Below are 16,738 nucleotides of genomic sequence, written 5' to 3' on the forward strand. Positions count from 1 at the left end.
TACTCCTCCTGGCTCAACCAGGTCGAGCGGTGGTTCGGCCTGCTCACCGACAAACGACTACGCCGCGCCGCCCACAAGTCCCTGCGCGCCCTGGAAAACGACATCCGCGACTGGATCAAGACCTGGAACGAGGACCCCAGGCCCTTCGTCTGGACCAAGGACGCGGACGAGATCCTCGACCGCCTCGCCTCATATCTTGATCGAATTCCTGGCGCAGGACACTAGCCCTGCACAACGTCACCAAGCGCTACCACGACCGCGTCGTGCTCGACGCGGTCTCGTTGACCGTCAAGCCCGGCGAGAAGGTCGGCGTGATCGGCGAAAACGGCTCCGGCAAGTCCACCCTGCTCGCGATCGTCGCGGGCCGGGTGGCGCCCGACCACGGCGAGGTCACCGTGGTCGCGCCCGGCGGCATCGGGTACCTGGCCCAGTGCGTGGACCTGCCGCCGCACGCCACCGTCGCCGACGTCGTCGACCTCGCGCTGGCCGACCTGCGCGACCTGGAGGCCCGGATGCGCCGGGCCGAGGCCGACCTGGCCGGCCCGCACGCCGACCCGGAGCACTACGCGTCGCTGGTCGAGCTGTTCGAGGCCAGGGGCGGGTACGAAGCCGACACCAGGGTCGAGGTGGCCCTGCACGGCCTCGGGCTGCCCGGGCTGGACCGGCGGCGCGCACTGGGCACGTTGTCCGGCGGCGAGCTGTCCCGGCTCGCGCTCGCCGCCACCCTCGCGTCCTCGCCCGAGCTGCTGCTGCTCGACGAGCCGACCAACGACCTGGACGACCAGGCCGTGACGTGGCTGGAACAGCACCTGGCCCGGCACACCGGGACCGTCGTCGCGATCACCCACGACCGCGAGTTCCTCGACCGCGTCACCTCCACCATCGTCGAGGTCGAGGCGGGCCGGGTGGCCCGGTTCGGCGACGGCTACGACGGCTACCTCGTGGCCAAGGCCGCACACCGGGCCCGACGCCTGCGCGAGCACCGGGAGTGGCGGACCGAGCTGGCCCGCCAGGACCGGCTGCTGTCCACGGCGACGCGGCAGCTCGGCGAGATCCCCCGCAAGCTGCCGCTGGCCGTGTTCGCCGCCGGGCCGTTCCGCGCCCGGGGCCGCGGGCACGGCGCGATGAGCCGCATCCGCAACGCCAAGGAACGCCGGGCGCGGCTGACCGCCAACCCGGTCGCGCCGCCGCCGCAACCCCTGCGGTTCTCCACCCGCATCGCCGGTGGCGGCGGTGACGCCCGGTGGGCGGCCGAGCTGTCGGACGTGCGGGTCGGCGACCGGCTCCGGGTGCTGCGCCTGACCGTGCGGCCGGGGGAGCGGCTGCTGGTGACCGGGCCCAACGGCGCGGGCAAGACCACGCTGCTCAAGGTGCTCGGCGGCGAGCTGCGCCCCGACTCCGGCGTGGTCGACGTGCCGGGCCGGGTCGGGCACCTGCGGCAGGAGGAGCCGCCGTGGCGGCCCGAGCTGACCGTGATCCAGGCGTTCGCCGAGGGCCTGCCCGGACATCCCGACGAGCACGTGGACGTGCTGCTCGCGCTGGGCCTGTTCGACCGGCGCGATCTGCGCACGCGCATCGGGGAGCTGTCCTACGGGCAGCGGCGGCGCGCCGAGCTGGCCCGCCTGGTGACCCGGCCGGTCGACCTGCTGCTGCTCGACGAGCCGACCAACCACCTGTCACCGGGCCTGGTCGAGGACCTGGAGCAGGCGCTGGCCGACTACCCGGGCGCGCTGGTCGTCGTCACCCACGACCGGCGCACCCGGGACGCGTTCCGCGGCACGCGCCTGCACCTCGAGGACGGCGAGGTGACGTGAGCCAGGACGCGGCGGCGGCCGACCGGTGCAGGCCGGTCGCCGCCGCGAACGGCCGCCACGCGACCAGGGCCACCCCCGCCGCCACCACCACCACCACGGCCGCGAACCAGAACGGCGCGGTGATGCCGAACTGCCGGGCCAACCCACCGTCGGCCAGCGCGCCCAGCGCGGATTCGGCTGTGCGCGATCGGACACCGGTCAATCAGGCGGTGGGCGATGAGGCGGTGGGCGGTCAGGCGGTGGACAGACCGACCCGGAGGCACGCATGATCCGGTGGATCGCGAACTACTTGGGGGCACCGCGATGGCTTCACCGCTGGACAACCCGGCCCGGACGGCGTTGACCGGGCCGCACGCCCGCTTCGCCCAACGACGCGGGCAGGTGCTGCGCTACCAACCGGACGTGGCGACGTTCGTGGCGCTGCCCGACCGGCCCGACGACCGCACCTGGTCCGACCTGGCCGCGCTCGCCGGACCGGGCGCGATCGTGCCGATCACCACGCCGCACCCGCCACCCGCCGACTGGGAGGTGGTCGAGCGGTTCGACGTGGTGCAGCTCGTGGACGCCGGCGTGCGCGTCGCCGAGGACCCCGAGGCGGTCCGGCTCGGCCCCGCGGACGTGCCGGAGATGCTCGACCTGGTCGAGCGCACCCGACCCGGACCGTTCCTGCCGCGCACCGTCGAGCTGGGCACCTACCTCGGCATCCGCCGCGACGGCGCGCTGATCGCCATGGCGGGCGAACGCCTCCACCCGCCGGGCTGGACCGAGATCAGCGCCGTGTGCACCGACCCCGCCCACCAGGGCCAGGGCCTGGGCACCCGGCTGGTGCGGGCCGTGACGTCGGGCATCCGGGCCCGCGGCGAGCAGGCGTTCCTGCACACCGCCGCGAGCAACACCTCGGCGATCCGGCTCTACGAGTCGCTCGGCTTCCGGCTGCGCGCGGACCTCGTCATCGCGCTGCTCCGCGTGCCCGCCGACACCGCGGCGGCCGTGCCCGCCTGACCCGCCTCACCCCGCGGACAGACCGGCCACGAACCGGGCCACCAGCTCCGCCGCGATGTCACGCGCCTTCACGTTGCGGCGCTGCGACAGCGCGGTGATCCGCCGGAACGCCGCGTCGGCGTCGCAGCGGTGCAGCGCCATCAGGATGCCGACGGCCTGGCTGATCGTGCTGCGGCTGGCCAACGCCTCGCGCAACGTGCTCGCCTCGCGCTCACCCTCCGCCAGCAGCGCCTCGCGGAAGCTCGACAGCTCCAGGTGCACCCGCACGCGGGCGATCAGCTCCGCCGGGTGGAACGGCTTCACCACGTAGTCGTCCGCGCCGTGCCGCAACCCCTCGATCGCGGACTCCGTGCCCGCCCGCGCCGTCACCAGCACCACCGGCACGCGCGCCAGCACCGGGTCGGACCGCAGCTCGCCCAGCAGCGCCAAGCCGTCGCGGCCCGGCAGCATCACGTCGCTGAGCACCAGGTCCGGCCGGACCGTGCGGGCGTGCTCGAGCGCCGCCTCCGCGTCACCGACCCCGTCCACCCGCCAGTGCTGCGCCGACAGCAGCCGCGTCAGGTAGTCGCGCAGGTCGGCGTTGTCCTCGACCAGCAGGACCCGCCGCCGTGCGCGGCCCGCCACCGGTTCGGCCGCCTCCGGCGGCGCCCACTGCCGCGTCTCGCCCAGGAAGCTCGCGCCCAGGTCGTCCAGCGCCACCCGCCGGACCGCCGCCTCGGCCCGCGACTTCGGCACCGTGACGGTGAACGTGCTGCCCCGCCCCGGCGCGCTGCGCACCGACACCGTGCCGCCCAACGCCGCCGCCAGGTCCGCCACCAGCGACAGGCCGATGCCCACGCCCTCGCGGCTGCGGCCCGTGACGCCGTCGACCTGGTGGAACCGCTGGAACACGCGGCCCTGCTCGGCCTCCGAGATGCCCACGCCCGTGTCGGCCACGGTCAGCACGCAGCTGTCCTCCGTGGTGCGCACGGTCACCGCCACCGTGCCCTCGGGGGTGAACTTGACCGCGTTGGACAGCAGGTTGAGCACGATCCGCGCCCACATCTCCTGGTCCAGCCACACCGTCCCGCCCGACACGTCGACCACCAGCTCCAGGCCCAACCCCTCGGCCGTGGCGCGGAACATCGCGGCGCAGTCCGCGGTCAGCGCGGCCACGTCGGTCGGCTCCGGCCGCAGGTGCAGGTGGTCGGCCTCGGCGCGGGCCACGTCCAGCAGCGTGTCGACCAGGCGCCGCAACCGCAGCGCCGCCCGGTGCGCCGCCGACACCGCCTCCCGCTGATCCGCGGGCAACACCTCGGCGTGGTCCTCCAGCAACGTGCCCAGCGGCGCGAGCAGCAACGTCAACGGGGTGCGGAACTCGTGGCTGACGTTCTGGAAGAACCGCGTCTTCGCCGCGTCCAGCTCCGCCAACGCCGTCGCGCGCGCCCGTTCGGCCTCGTAGGCGACCGTGTCGTCCACCGCGGTCGCCACACCCGCCGTCACCAGGTCCACGAACGACGCGTACGGCTGGTCGAAGCTGCGGAACGGGCTCAACCCCACCACCAGCGCGCCGTGCGTGCCACGCGCGCCCGCCGTCAACGGCAGCACCAGCGTCTCGTCCCGCCCGAGCATCTCCGCCCGCCCGGTCGCCGACACCCGACCCACCACCTCCGCCGGGGTGACCGCGCCGCCGCCCGTGGACGCCACCAGCACCGGCTCCTCGTCACCCGTGCGCAGGTAGGCGGCGACCCGCGGCAGGTCCGCCGCGCTGCCCGCCAACACCTTCACCGCCGCCCGGCACGCGTCCGCGGCCGTGTCCGCCTCGGCGATCGACAACGTGCCCAGCTGGCGCAACGTCTCCAGCCGGCGCTCGCCCAGCACCCGCGCCGTCACGTCGGTGGTGGCGACGAAGATCCCGGCCACCGAGCCGTCCTCGGCCAGCACCGGGCTGTAGGAGAACGTCCAGTAGGTCTCCTCGCGGTAGCCGTGCCGGTGCGGGAACAGCAGCTGGTTCTCCGAGTACGTCGACACGCCCTCGTCCATCGCCTGCCGCGCCAACGGCTCCAGCTCGTCCCACACCTCGGCCCAGCACTCGGCCCCGGGCCGGCCGATCGCGCGCGGGTACTTGCCGCCCAGCACGGGCGTGTAGGCGTGGTTGAAGATCTGCACCAGCCGCGGGCCCCACCACAGCAGCATCGGCACCCGCGACGGCATCACCGTGCGGATCGCCGCCCGCAGCTCGACCGGCCACGACCCCACCGGCCCGAGCGGGGTGGACGCCCAGTCGTGCGCGCGGTGCGCGGCGCTGGTCGCGTCGTCACCGGGGAACAACCGCCGCGCCGACCACTCGACCACGTCCGAACGCCTCCCCCTGTGACAGGCGGAGACATCCCCGCACCGGACAGGCCCCGCGCGTGCCGACGACCTGAGCGGCTGGTGTTCCACACCGGCTGGCCCGATGCTAGCCGAGGGGGCCGACCCCGGCATGATCGACGCACCACCGGGCGACCCACGCCCGGGGGACCGCCGGTCGGCACAGCGCGCGGCGTGGGGCGCCGCGGCCCGGAGGTCGGAACAGGGCGTCGATCAGCTCCCGCGCCTGCTCCGGGTTCAGTCGCGGGTCGCACAGCGTGCGGTAGTCCGCGGCCAGGTCGTCCTCGCTCGTGATCGGGCCGCCGACGCACTCGGTGACCGGTGTCGCCGCCGTCTCCAGGTGCAGCCCACCCAACCGCAGCCCTTCCCGCGTCAGCACGTCGCGCACCGCCCCCGCATCCCGCGCCACCTGTTCCAGGAACCGGGTCTTGCGACCGGACGGCAAGCGGACCCTGTTGCCGTGCCGTGCATGGGGTCGCTCAACCAAGTGGTACGCCCACAGCATCCGCCGCGAGTCGCGCCTCGGCCGACGGCGCCTCGGAGTTGACCAGGTGCCCCCGGAACGCGGGCAGCTCCACGCCGTCGACCCGGCACGCGCGGCCAGGTGAGCGGCCAGCGCGTCCAACGCGGCGATCTTGGCCGCCGCGGTTCGCTCCGGGGTGGTCTCGTGAAGGGCACCCGTTCGACGTTGGTGTACATGGACATCGCCGCCTCGGCCCACGCGGCCAGGTAGGCGTCCAGGTCCGGCACGGCCTCGTCGCGGGCCGGCGCGGACCGGGCCAGTCGGTCCGAGGTGTTCGGATTGTCCGGTGTTCGCATGCCAACGCTCCACTTCCCGCCAGGTGTGCCGGCCGGCTTGTGCAGCACCAGCTGCGGCACCCACGCCCGCACGTGCACGTGGTCCGGCAGGCCGTCGAGGGTGACCGGGTCCACCGCGTTGCCGGTGGGGTGTCGGCGGGAGAGACGTCCGGCCGGACGTCGTGAAGATCACTCGGCGGGCCGTGCCCGGCCGAGGTGGCACGACCGCAGCCGGCCAGCGAACGGCCGAGCGACCCCTAGTGATCTGCTGCTTCGACGCGGGTACACCCCTATCGGCGCGCGGCGGCACCGGAAGACCGGCGGGCGGCGGCGAAGGGCGGGGGGTGCGACGCGGCGCGGCCGGTGGTGGACTGGGAGGACGTCCGACGAACCGGGTGAGGATGGAACATGGCTCTGGACCAGGCCCAGGCGACCCCGACCACGGCGCCGTGGTGGACCTCCGCGGTGGTGTACCAGGTGTACCCGCGCAGCTTCGCCGACTCCGACGGCGACGGCGTGGGTGACCTGAACGGCATCACCGCGCGGCTGGACCACCTGCGCCGGTTGGGCGTCGACGTGATCTGGCTGTCGCCGGTGTACGCGTCGCCGCACGCGGACAACGGCTACGACATCTCGGACTACCAGGCGATCGACCCGGCGTTCGGGACGCTGGAGGACTTCGACCGGTTGCTGGCCGAGGTGCACGCGCGGGGCATGAAGCTGGTGATGGACCTGGTGGTCAACCACACCTCCGACGAGCACCCGTGGTTCGTGGAGTCGCGGTCGTCGAAGGACAACCCGAAGCGGGACTGGTACTGGTGGCGTCCGCCGCGCGACGGGTTCGAGGCGGGGCAGCCGGGTGCCGAGCCGACGAACTGGGGTTCGTTCTTCTCGGGTCCGTCGTGGACGCTGGACGAGGTGACCGGCGAGTACTACCTGCACCTGTTCGACGTCAAGCAACCGGACCTGAACTGGGAGAACCCCGAGGTCCGCCACGCCGTGTACGCGATGATGCGGTGGTGGCTGGACCGGGGCGTGGACGGCTTCCGGATGGACGTGATCAACCTGATCTCCAAGGACCCGGACCTGCCCGACGGCGCCACCATCGGCGTCGGCGGCCTCGGTGACGGGTTCCCGCACTTCGCCACCCGTCCCGGCGTGCACGACTTCCTCCAGGAGATGCACCACGAGGTGTTCGGGGACCGGCCGGGGGAGTACCTGACGGTGGGGGAGATGCCGGGCGTGACGTGGGAGCAGGCCCGGCTGTTCACCGACCCGGCGCGGCGCGAGCTGGACATGGTGTTCCAGTTCGAGCACGTCTCGCTGGACCAGGGGCCGGGCGGCAAGTTCGACCCGAAGCCGTTGGACCTGCGCGACCTGAAGGCGTCGCTGGGGCGGTGGCAGACGGCGTTGGCCGAGGTCGGCTGGAACAGCCTGTACTGGAACAACCACGACCAGCCCCGCGTGGTGTCGCGGTTCGGCGACGACGGCGAGCACTGGCGCGCGTCGGCCACCGCGCTGGCGACCGTGCTGCACCTGCACCGCGGGACGCCGTTCGTCTACCAGGGCGAAGAGCTCGGGATGACCAACGCGCCGTTCGCCGGCGTGCACGAGATGCGGGACATCGAGTCGCTCAACCACTACCGCGAGGCCGTCGCGGCCGGCGCCGACCCCGACGAGGTGCTGCGCGGCCTGCGCGCGATGGGCCGCGACAACGCCCGCACCCCCGTGCAGTGGGACGCGAGCCCGCACGCCGGGTTCACCACCGGTGAGCCGTGGCTCGCGGTGAACCCCAACCACACCTGGCTCAACGCCGAAGCCCAGTACGACGACCCGGACTCCGTCTTCAACCACTACCGCCGGCTCATCCGGCTGCGCCACGAACTCCCGGTGATCGCCCTCGGCGACTTCCGCATGCTGCTGGCCGACCACCCGCACGTCTACGCCTACGAACGCACGCTGGACGACACCCGGCTGCTCGTCGTGGCCAACCTCGGCGGCACGCCGCAGACCGTCGAGGTCGACCGCGAGTGGTCCCTGGCCGACGTGGTGCTGACCAACGCCGGTGAGGCGCTGGTCTCGCCCGGTCGCGTCGACCTGAGGCCGTGGGAGGCGCTGGTGCTCAAGCGCTGATCACCGGGCCCGGCCCCCACGACCTGCGGATTGCAGGATCGTGCAAGGGGCTTGCACAAGCGGTCCCGCAGAGTTGTCGGTGAGCGCGGTGAGCCGGTTCTGGGGGACGGCTCACCGCGCTCGACGACGACCGGCGTCCAGGTGAGACGGGCCGACGGCGCCGGTCGGGTGATTCGTTGTCCGGTCGCAGACAGGTGGATTGACAGCCGCGGCTCGCGGCTCCGAGGGTGCAGACAATGCTGGGAGCGTTCCCAGGGCGTGGCGCGGCCACGCCGCGACCCCGCACCCGAAGGGGAAGAGATGTCCCGGAAGTTCGTGCCGCACGTCCTCGTGGCGGTGCTCGTCGCGACGCTGGCGTTCGCCGCGGCCCAGCCCGCGTCCTCCTCCGCCGCCCCGGCCGCCCCGGCCGCCGCCGGACCGGTGCGGATCATGCCGCTCGGCGACTCGATCACCGCCGGTCCCGGCTGCTGGCGCGCCTACCTGTGGGACCGGCTGCGCAGGACCGGCCACACCGACATCGACGCCGTCGGCACCCAGCAGGGCGGCGGCTGCTCGGTGCCGTTCGACGTCGACCACGAGGGTCACGGCGGCTACTCGGCCATCGGCATCGCCGAGCAGGGCCAACTGCCGCCGTGGCTGGCCGCGGCGCGGCCCGACGTCGTGCTCATGCACCTGGGCACCAACGACATGTGGGGCAACTTCCGCCCCGTCGACTCCGTCATCGCCGCGTACTCCGTGCTGGTGGACCAGATGCGGGCGCACAACCCGGACGTGGAGATCCTGGTCGCGAAGATCATCCCGATGGCGTGCCCCGAGTGCACGCACGTCGTGGCGCTCAACAACGCCATCCCCGGCTGGGCGGCGGCCAGGACGACCGCGCGGTCGCCGATCACCGTGGTCGACCAGTGGACCGGCTTCGACACCGCCACCGACACCGGTGACGGCGTGCACCCGAACGACGCGGGCTTCCGCAAGATGGCCGACCGCTGGTACCCCGCCCTCACCGCCGCACTCGGCACCCCGCCCACCACGACCACCACCACGCCCAGCACCACCACCACGCCGACCACCACACCGCCGACGACGACCACCACGACACGGCCCACCACGACGGTCCCGCCCGTCGGTGGCTGCACCGCGACCTTCCGCGTGGTCAGCCAGTGGAACGGGGGCTTCCAGGGCGAGGTGACCGTGCGCAACGACGCCCCGGTGACGACGGCGAGCTGGACGGCCACGCTCACCTTCACCGGCGGTCAGCGGCTCGACCAGGCGTGGAACGCCACCGCCGGCCAGACCGGACCGACCGTGACGGCGCGGAACCTGGGCTGGAACGGCACGCTGTCACCGGGTGGCTCGGCCACGTTCGGCTTCCTGGCGAGCGGGACCGGGACCGGCACGACGGCCGCCTGCACGACCGGCTGAACGCCGGCCGGACGAGCCGCGGGGCCCGCGCGGGGGGGCCCCCCCCCCCCCCCCCCCACCCCCACCACCCCCCCCCCCCGGCCCCCCCGGGGCGCCCCCCCCGGGGGGGCGGGGCCGGGCCGCCCGGCCCCCCGCCCGGGGGGCGGGCCCCCGGCCCCCCCCCCCCGGGGGCGGGGGGGGGGGCCCCCCCCGCGCGGGCCCCGCGGCGACTACATCCGTTCGGGCGCGGTGATGCCCAGCAGGCCCAGGCCGTGGCCGAGGGTGCGGGCGGTCAGGCGGCACAGGGCCAGTCGGTTGCCCCGCACGGGCTCGTCGGCCTTCAGGACGGGGCAGTTGTCGTAGAAGGCGGTGTAGGCGCGGGCCAGGTCGTACAGGTAGCCGCACAGGCGGTGCGGTTCGAGGGTCGCCGCGACCTCGGTGACGACGGCGCCGTAGCCGTCGAGCACCAGCCCGAGCTCCCGTTCGGCGGGGTGCAGCGGGACGGTCGGGTCGACCGTCACGTCCGGGTCGCCCGCGTGGCGCAGGATCGAGCTGATGCGGGCGTGGGCGTACTGGAGGTAGACGCCGGTGTTGCCGGTGAACGACACCATCCGGTCGACGTCGAACGAGTAGTCCTTCACCCGGGAGGTCGACAGGTCGGCGTACTTGACCGCGGCGATGCCCGCCGACTCGGCGATCCGGTCCAGCTCGGCCGGGTCGAGGTCGGGGTTCTTCTCCTCGACGACCGCCCGCGCCCGCGACACCGCGGCGTCCAGCAGGTCCATCAACCGGACCGTGCCACCGGACCGCGTCTTGAACGGCGTGCCGTCCGGGCCGAGGATCGTGCCGTAGGCGGCGTGCTCGGCGCAGGCGCTGTCGGTCAGCCACCCGGCCCGCCGGGCCGCCTCGAAGACCAGCTGGAAGTGCAGCGCCTGCCGCGAGTCGGTGACGTAGACCAGCCGGGTGGCCTTCAGCTCGCGCAGGCGGTAGCGGATGGTGGCCAGGTCGGTGGTGTCGTAGCCGTACCCGCCGTCGCGCTTGCGGACCATCAGGGTGACCGGTCGCCCTTCCGGCCCGGTCACCTCCTGCGAGTAGAAGACGAGCGCCCCGTCGCTCTCCACCGCCAGGCCCGCCTCGACCAGCTCCTCGACGGTGTCGCCCAGCATCGGGTTGTAGAACGACTCGCCGACCGAGTCCTCCGGCGTGAGCAGCACGCCGAGCCGGTCGTAGATCGCGCTGAACGACCGCTCGGACTCCGCGACGATGTCCTGCCACACCGCGACCGTCGCGGGGTCGCCCGACTGGAGGGCGACGACCCGCGACCGGGCGCGGTCGGCGAACTCCGCGTCGGCGTCGAACTCCGCGCGCGCCGCCCGGTACAGGCCGTCCAGCGCGGACACCGCCGAGGTGTCCGCGCCGAGCTCGTCCTGGTGCCACGCGGCGTCGGGGTGCTCGTCGAGGTACTGGATCAGCATCCCGAACTGCGTGCCGAAGTCGCCCAGGTGGTTCTGCCGCAGCACGTCCGCGCCGAGGAACCCGGTCACGCGCGCCAGGCTGTCGCCGATGATCGTCGTGCGCAGGTGCCCGACGTGCATCTCCTTGGCGATGTTGGGCGCGGAGTAGTCGACCACGACCTTGCGGCCCAGCTCGGGCACGCCGACGCCGAGCCGGTCGTCGGCCAGGCGCGCGGCGACCTGCGCCCACACCGCCCGGTCGGTCACGGTGACGTTGAGGAAGCCCGGCCCGGACGGCTCGACCGAGGCCAGCACGGCGTCCGCGTCGAGGTCGAGCCCGGCCACCACGTCCGCCGCCAGGTCGCGCGGCTTCACGCCGACGCGCTTGGCCAGCGCGAGTGGCGCGTTGCACTGGAAGTCCGCTCGCTCGGATCGTCGCACCACCGGATCCGCGCCCGCCAGATCCGCACGGACCCGGCCGATCGCCCCCGACATCGTCGTGGCGATTTGTTCCAGCAGCGACGGAACCTCCTGGTGGTGAACGCTCACCTGGCACATCCTCCTTCGTCGGAGAGGCGATTGTCCCAGGCCGCGCCGGTGCCGCCCGCCGAGGGTCGGCGGCCGTCCCGCGCGACGGTCCACACCGGACACGGGGGTGGTCGGTCAGCCGCATTCGGCCAGCCGTCGGGCGGCCGGCGCGACCACGCCGTCGATCCAGCGGGCCAGGTCGCCGTCCGGTGACCGCAGGACGACCGTGTCGATGCCCTGTTCCGCGTAGCGGGTTAGGGCCGCGGTGAGCCCGTCGGCGTCGTCGGGGAGCTGCCCGAGCGGCACCACGGTCTTGCGGATCGCGTCGTAGTCGCGGCCGAGGTCGTCGCAGTGCCGGCGCAGCACGTCGAGCTTGTGCGGCACCTCCTCCGCGGACGGCAGGAGCAGGTTGCAGGCGTCGGCGTAGCGGGCGACCAGCCGCAGGGTCTTCCGCTCGCCGTTGCCGCCGATCATGATCTCAGGGTGCGGCGCGCTCACCGGCGCGGGCACGCACAGGGTCTCGGCCAGGCGGTAGTGCTTGCCCTCGAACGGACCGTCGTCGGTCGGGTCCCACATCTGCCGGCAGATCCGCAGCGCCTCCTCCAGCCGTTCGAAGCGCTCGCCCAGCGGCGGGAACGGCACGCCCAGCCCCCGGTGCTCGCGCTCGTACCAGGCCGCGCCGAGGCCCAACGTCGCACGACCGCCCGACACCACGTCCAGCGTGGTGACGATCTTGGCCAGCAGGCCCGGGTGGCGGTAGGTGACGCCGGTGACGAGCGCGCCCAGCCGGACCGTCGACGTGTGCGCCGCCAGGAACCCGAGCGTGGTGTAAGCCTCCAGCATGGGGTCCTCGGCGGCGTCGTTGTGCTCCATCTGGAAGTAGTGGTCCATGACCGAGAGCCACCCGAGGCCGCCCGCCTCGGCTGCCGCGCCCGCCGCGGCCAGGTCGCCGCCGAGCCGTGCCGCACCCTGGTTGAACCGGTTGATGTGCACACCCAATCGCACGTCGTGCTCCGTTTCCCACGCTCCGTAACCGATGGTGCGGACGCTAGTGGCTGGAGCGCGCTCCAGGTCAACTCGCGATCAGCACGACCTTTCCGGTGACGGTGCCGGACTCCGCGAGTCGCACCGCGTCCGCGACCCGCTCCAGCGGCACGCGCGCCGCCACCTGGGGGCGCAACGAGCCGTCGGCGAGCAGGGCGAGCACCGCGCCCAGGTCGCGGCTCAGCCGGGCGCGGAACTTCGCCGCGTTCCGCTTGCCCGCCCAGATGTTGAAGAACCGCGCGGTGCGGCCGTTGGGCAGGGCGTTCCACCACAGCAGGCGGGCGAAGAGCTTCAGCACCGGCAGGCGGGACGAGCCCTGCTGGTCGCGGGTGGACGCGGTGCCGTAGGCGACCAGTGCGCCGCGCGGTGCGAGCAGCCGGTACGAGTCCACGATCCCGGGACCGCCGACGTGGTCGAACACCGCGTCCACGCCGTTCGGCGCGAGCGCGCGGACCTCGGCGGCCAGGTCGGGGGAGCGGTAGTCGACCGGGGTCGCGCCCAGCTCGCGGACGGCGTCGTGGTGGCGCGGCGAGGCGGTGCCGATGACCCGCGCCCCGGCCAGGCGGGCCAGTTGCACCAAGGTCGAGCCGACGCCTCCGTTCGCGCCGTGCACGAGCACGGTCCGACCCGCGCCGACCTTCGCGATGCCGTGCAGCATCTGCCAGGCGGTGAGGCCGTTGACCACGAACGTCTCCGCCTCGGCCGGGTCGACGCCGTCCGGCACCGGCACCAGGTCCGCCGCGTCGACCAGCGCGTGGCTGGCCCAGCCGCCGACCTTGGTCAACGCCGCGAACCGCCGGCCGAGCAGCGCCGCGTCCACGCCGGGGCCGACCTCGGCGACGGTGCCGACCAGGTCGTAGCCCGGCACGAACGGGAACGCGGGCTGGTCGTAGTACCTGGCGCGGCGCATCTGCTGCTCGGCGAACGACACCCCGGACGCCTCGACGCGGACGAGCGCCTGGCCCGGCCCCGGCGTGGGCCGGGCCCGGTGGCGCAGCACGAGGCCGTCCGGCTCGACCACGCCCGGCAGCACGACTTCGAAGACCTGCTCGGTGGACTGGGTGCGCATCGCTTCCTCCATCTGTGAGTGGTCAGTCACTCATGAAGTAGTCAACGCTGCGCCTGCGGCGACGTCAAGCGCGAATCCGATAAGAGTGGTTGGTCACTCACAACCATCAGAACGGGTACGCGTGCACCTCGGTGGCCTTGACGGCGGCCCACAGCCCGTCGCCGGGCTGGAGCCGGAGGTCGGCCACCGTCGCCGTGGTGACGTCGGCCAGCACGGGCGGCACGCCGTCCAGCCGCACGCGGGTGGTGTGGGCGTGCTGCTCGATCCCGGCCACGGTGACGCGCCACGCGTTGCGCGGACTGCCGGTCGGGTGCTCGGGGTGCAGGCTGACCGCGTTCGGCGGGAACACCACGTGCACCGGGCCGGTCGTCGGCGCGGCCACGGTGAGCGTGCCGCCGGCGTCCAGCTCCACCACCGCGCCGCGCGCCGTGCCGCGGTAGAGGTTGAGGCCCACCAGGTCGGCGACGTAGTCGGTGCGCGGCCGGCGGGCCACCTCGGTCGGCGTGCCCTGCTGCGCGACCTCGCCGTGCTCCAGCACCACCAGCCGGTCGGCCAGCACCATCGCGTCCAGCGGGTCGTGCGTGACCAGCAGCGTGTGACCGGGGTAGTCGCGCAGGTGGCGGCCCAGCTCGGCGCGCACGTGCAGCCGGGTGGCGGCGTCCAGCGCGGCCAGCGGTTCGTCCAGCAGCAGCAGGTCCGGGCCGGTGGCCAGGGCACGGGCCAGCGCGACGCGTTGCGCCTGCCCACCGGACAGCGTGCGCGGCTTGGCCCTGGCGTGCGCGGACAGCCCGACTCGGTCCAGCCACCGCGCCGCCTCGGTCCGTGCCGCCGCACGGCCGGTGCCACGCGCACGCAGCCCGAAGGCGACGTTCTCCAACGCGGACAGGTGGGCGAACAGCAGGTAGTCCTGGAACACCACGCCGATCGGGCGCCGTTCGGCGGGTCGGAACACGTCCGGCGGCGCGTCCCACGTGTGCTCGCCGAGGCGGATGTGCCCGCCGGTCAACGGCAGCAGCCCGGCCAGGGCGCGCAGCGCGGTGCTCTTGCCCGCGCCGTTGGGGCCGAGCAGGGCGACCACCTCGCCCGGCTCCACCACCAGTTCGGCGGCCAGCCGGAACGCGCCGCGGGTGACCCGCAGGTCGGCGTGCAACGTCATGACGGCCCGCTGACCCACCGGTCGCGCAGCGCGGCCAGCACGCCGACCGACACCAGCAGCAACACCACGCTCAGCACGACCGCCGCGTCCGGGTCGGTCTCCAGGGCCAGGTACACCGCCAGCGGCATGGTGGTCGTCTCGCCGGGGAAGTTGCCCGCGAACGTGATGGTGGCGCCGAACTCGCCCAACGCCCGCGCCCAGCACAGCACCGTGCCCGCGACCACGCCCGGCAGGATCGACGGCAGGGTGACCCGCCGGAACGCCAGCCAGCGCGACGCGCCCAGCGTCGCGGCGGCCTCCTCGTAGCGGGGGTCCGCCCCGCGCAGCGCGCCCTCCACCGAGATGACCAGGAACGGCATCGCCACGAACGCCTCGGCCAGCACCACCCCGGCGGTGGTGAACGGGAGCGAGACGCCGAACCACGCGTCGAGGTGCTGCCCGACGAGCCCGCGCCGGCCGAGCACGAACAGCAGCGCCACCCCGCCCACCACCGGCGGCAGCACCAGCGGCACCGTCACCAGCGCCCGCAGCAGGCCCCGCCCCGGCACGTCGCCGCGGGCCAGCAGCCACGCCAGCGGCACGCCCAGCACCAGGCACACCACCGTCGCCAGGCTCGCGCACACCAACGACAGCCGCAGCGCCTCGCCGACCGACGCGCTGAACAACCGCGACGGCAACGTGCGCCACGGCGCGCGGACCAGCAGCCCCACCAGGGGGACGAGCAGGAACGCGAGCCCGAGCACGGCCGGCAGCACCAGCGCCACGGGCAGCCGGCCACGGGTCCGACGGCGGGTCGACCTCACGGCGCGTCGAACCCGGCCGCGGCGAGCACCGCCCGGCCCCGGTCGGACCGCACGTGCGCCACGAACTTCCGCGCGCCGGCCGCGTTGCCCGCCTTGGCCAGCGGCGCGATGGGGTAGTCGGTCACCGTCCCGTCGGCTCCCGGGAACGCGATGCCCTCGACCTCGGCGCCCGCCGACCGCACGTCGGTCCGGTAGACCAGCGCGGCGTCCACCTCGCCCAGCCGCACCTTGGTCAGCACCGCCTTCACGTCCTGCTCCAGGGTGTCCGGCCGCGGCGTCACCCCGGCGGCCTCGAACGCCCGCCGCGCCGCCGCGCCGCACGGCACCTGCTCCGCGCACAACGCGATCTTGGCGTCCGCGTCGGCGAAGTCGGCGAGCCCGGTGATCCCGGCCGGGTTGCCCGCCGGCACCGCGATCTCCAGCCGGTTGCGCGCGAACGTGACGGGTTCGGCGGCCGTCGCGCCCGCGGCCACGACCTGCGCCATGGTCGCGGACGAGGCGGACGCGAACACGTCCGCCGGCGCGCCCTGCCCGACCTGCTGCGCCAACGCCGAGCTGCCGGCGAAGTTGAGCACCACGTCCACGCCGGGCTCGGCCGCCTCGAAGTCCTCGGCCAGCTCGGTGAAGACCTCGGTCAACGACGCCGCCGCGAACACCGCGACCCGGCCGTCCGCGCCGGCGCCCGGTGCGCCGCACCCGGCCACCACCAGCAGCACGACCAGCGCGAACACCCGCATCACGCCTCCGGGATCTCGACCACGACGTGCGTGGACTTGATCGACGCGACGGCGACGCTGCCGATCTCCAGACCCAGTTCGTCGGCCGAGTCGCGGCTCATCAGCGACACCACCCGGAACGGCCCGGCCTGCAGCTCGACCTGCGCCATCACCCCGTCCTTGACCACGCGCGTGACGATCCCGCGCATCCGGTTGCGGGCCGACGCGGCCACCGTGACGCCGGGCTCGGGCGCCTCGGCCAGCCGTTGGGCGAACTCGGCCAGCTCCCGGCCGTCGACGCCCTTGCGGCCGCTGTCGAGCTGCACCCCGGCCAGCCGGCCCTGCTCGATCCACCGGCGCACGGTGTCGTCGCTCACCCCGAGCAGGGCGGCGGCGTCGCTGATCCGCAGATTCGGCACGCCGAGCAGTATAACTCCGCACCTGCGGAGGAGTGTGATCTTGGTTTCA

14 protein-coding genes and 1 pseudogene are annotated in these 16,738 nt (G+C 74.1%); 6 read left to right on the plus strand and 9 right to left on the minus strand.

Going from position 1 to position 16,738, the window contains the following annotated elements; all coding sequences use genetic code 11:
• The 4 genes and pseudogenes from ACIQMJ_RS19940 to ACIQMJ_RS19955 all read left to right on the plus strand — a co-directional run.
• Positions 1–225 (plus strand): annotated as a pseudogene (locus tag ACIQMJ_RS19940) (IS630 family transposase); the annotation flags it as partial.
• Between the two features lie 2 nt (positions 226–227).
• Positions 228–1,814 carry a TlrC/CarA/OleB/SrmB family ABC-F type ribosomal protection protein gene (locus ACIQMJ_RS19945; RefSeq protein ID WP_499763059.1) on the plus strand — a complete coding sequence of 529 codons (1,587 nt, stop codon included), beginning with the start codon at positions 228–230 and terminating at the stop codon, positions 1,812–1,814.
• Positions 1,811–2,083: a hypothetical protein gene (locus tag ACIQMJ_RS19950; RefSeq protein ID WP_499762478.1), complete on the plus strand. Its 273-nt coding sequence runs from the start codon at positions 1,811–1,813 to the stop codon at positions 2,081–2,083. The genes ACIQMJ_RS19945 and ACIQMJ_RS19950 overlap by 4 nt, the downstream gene beginning before the upstream one ends.
• Before the next feature lie 34 nt (positions 2,084–2,117).
• The gene (locus tag ACIQMJ_RS19955) at positions 2,118–2,816 is read left to right on the plus strand and encodes a GNAT family N-acetyltransferase (protein ID WP_499762479.1); all 699 of its coding nucleotides are present in this window, start codon (positions 2,118–2,120) and stop codon (positions 2,814–2,816) included.
• A 6-nt stretch (positions 2,817–2,822) separates the two neighbouring features.
• Here ACIQMJ_RS19955 and ACIQMJ_RS19960 read toward each other — a convergent pair whose 3' ends face one another.
• A complete protein-coding gene (locus ACIQMJ_RS19960) occupies positions 2,823–5,150 on the minus strand; it encodes an ATP-binding protein (protein ID WP_499762480.1) in 2,328 nt (775 codons plus the stop codon).
• Between the two features lie 106 nt (positions 5,151–5,256).
• Complete coding sequence (locus ACIQMJ_RS19965; RefSeq protein ID WP_499762481.1) at positions 5,257–5,673, minus strand: 3-deoxy-7-phosphoheptulonate synthase; 417 nt, start codon at positions 5,671–5,673, stop codon at positions 5,257–5,259.
• 701 nt (positions 5,674–6,374) lie between these two features.
• Between ACIQMJ_RS19965 and ACIQMJ_RS19970 the strand changes: the two genes are divergently transcribed.
• Together ACIQMJ_RS19970 and ACIQMJ_RS19975 are read left to right on the plus strand one after the other, a co-directional pair.
• Complete coding sequence (locus ACIQMJ_RS19970) at positions 6,375–8,099, plus strand: glycoside hydrolase family 13 protein (protein WP_499762482.1); 1,725 nt, start codon at positions 6,375–6,377, stop codon at positions 8,097–8,099.
• 300 nt (positions 8,100–8,399) lie between these two features.
• On the plus strand, positions 8,400–9,521 hold the full coding sequence (locus ACIQMJ_RS19975; protein WP_499762483.1) for a cellulose binding domain-containing protein: 1,122 nt from the start codon (positions 8,400–8,402) through the stop codon (positions 9,519–9,521).
• Positions 9,522–9,730: 209 nt separating this feature from the next.
• On the opposite strand, the gene argS is transcribed toward ACIQMJ_RS19975, so the two are convergent.
• From argS to ACIQMJ_RS20010, 7 genes are all read right to left on the minus strand, one after another.
• Positions 9,731–11,512, minus strand: a complete 1,782-nt coding sequence (gene argS, locus ACIQMJ_RS19980; protein ID WP_499762484.1) for an arginine--tRNA ligase — start codon at positions 11,510–11,512, stop codon at positions 9,731–9,733.
• Positions 11,513–11,617: 105 nt separating this feature from the next.
• Complete coding sequence (locus ACIQMJ_RS19985; protein ID WP_499762485.1) at positions 11,618–12,487, minus strand: LLM class F420-dependent oxidoreductase; 870 nt, start codon at positions 12,485–12,487, stop codon at positions 11,618–11,620.
• A 67-nt stretch (positions 12,488–12,554) separates the two neighbouring features.
• Positions 12,555–13,595 carry a medium chain dehydrogenase/reductase family protein gene (locus ACIQMJ_RS19990; RefSeq protein WP_499762486.1) on the minus strand — a complete coding sequence of 347 codons (1,041 nt, stop codon included), beginning with the start codon at positions 13,593–13,595 and terminating at the stop codon, positions 12,555–12,557.
• Positions 13,596–13,701: 106 nt separating this feature from the next.
• On the minus strand, positions 13,702–14,751 hold the full coding sequence (locus ACIQMJ_RS19995) for an ABC transporter ATP-binding protein (RefSeq protein ID WP_499762487.1): 1,050 nt from the start codon (positions 14,749–14,751) through the stop codon (positions 13,702–13,704).
• The gene (gene modB / locus ACIQMJ_RS20000; RefSeq protein WP_499762488.1) at positions 14,748–15,554 is read right to left on the minus strand and encodes a molybdate ABC transporter permease subunit; all 807 of its coding nucleotides are present in this window, start codon (positions 15,552–15,554) and stop codon (positions 14,748–14,750) included. The genes ACIQMJ_RS19995 and modB overlap by 4 nt, the downstream gene beginning before the upstream one ends.
• Entirely contained in the window at positions 15,551–16,291 is a 741-nt protein-coding gene (gene modA, locus ACIQMJ_RS20005; protein WP_499762489.1) for a molybdate ABC transporter substrate-binding protein, read from the minus strand. Before modA ends, modB begins: the two co-directional genes overlap by 4 nt.
• Positions 16,291–16,689: a TOBE domain-containing protein gene (locus ACIQMJ_RS20010; RefSeq protein WP_499762490.1), complete on the minus strand. Its 399-nt coding sequence runs from the start codon at positions 16,687–16,689 to the stop codon at positions 16,291–16,293. The genes modA and ACIQMJ_RS20010 overlap by 1 nt, the downstream gene beginning before the upstream one ends.
• Positions 16,690–16,738: the final 49 nt, after the last annotated feature.

Origin of the sequence: Actinosynnema sp. NPDC091369, from assembly GCF_044757065.1 — a bacterium.
Taxonomy (GTDB): Bacteria; Actinomycetota; Actinomycetes; order Mycobacteriales; family Pseudonocardiaceae; genus Actinosynnema.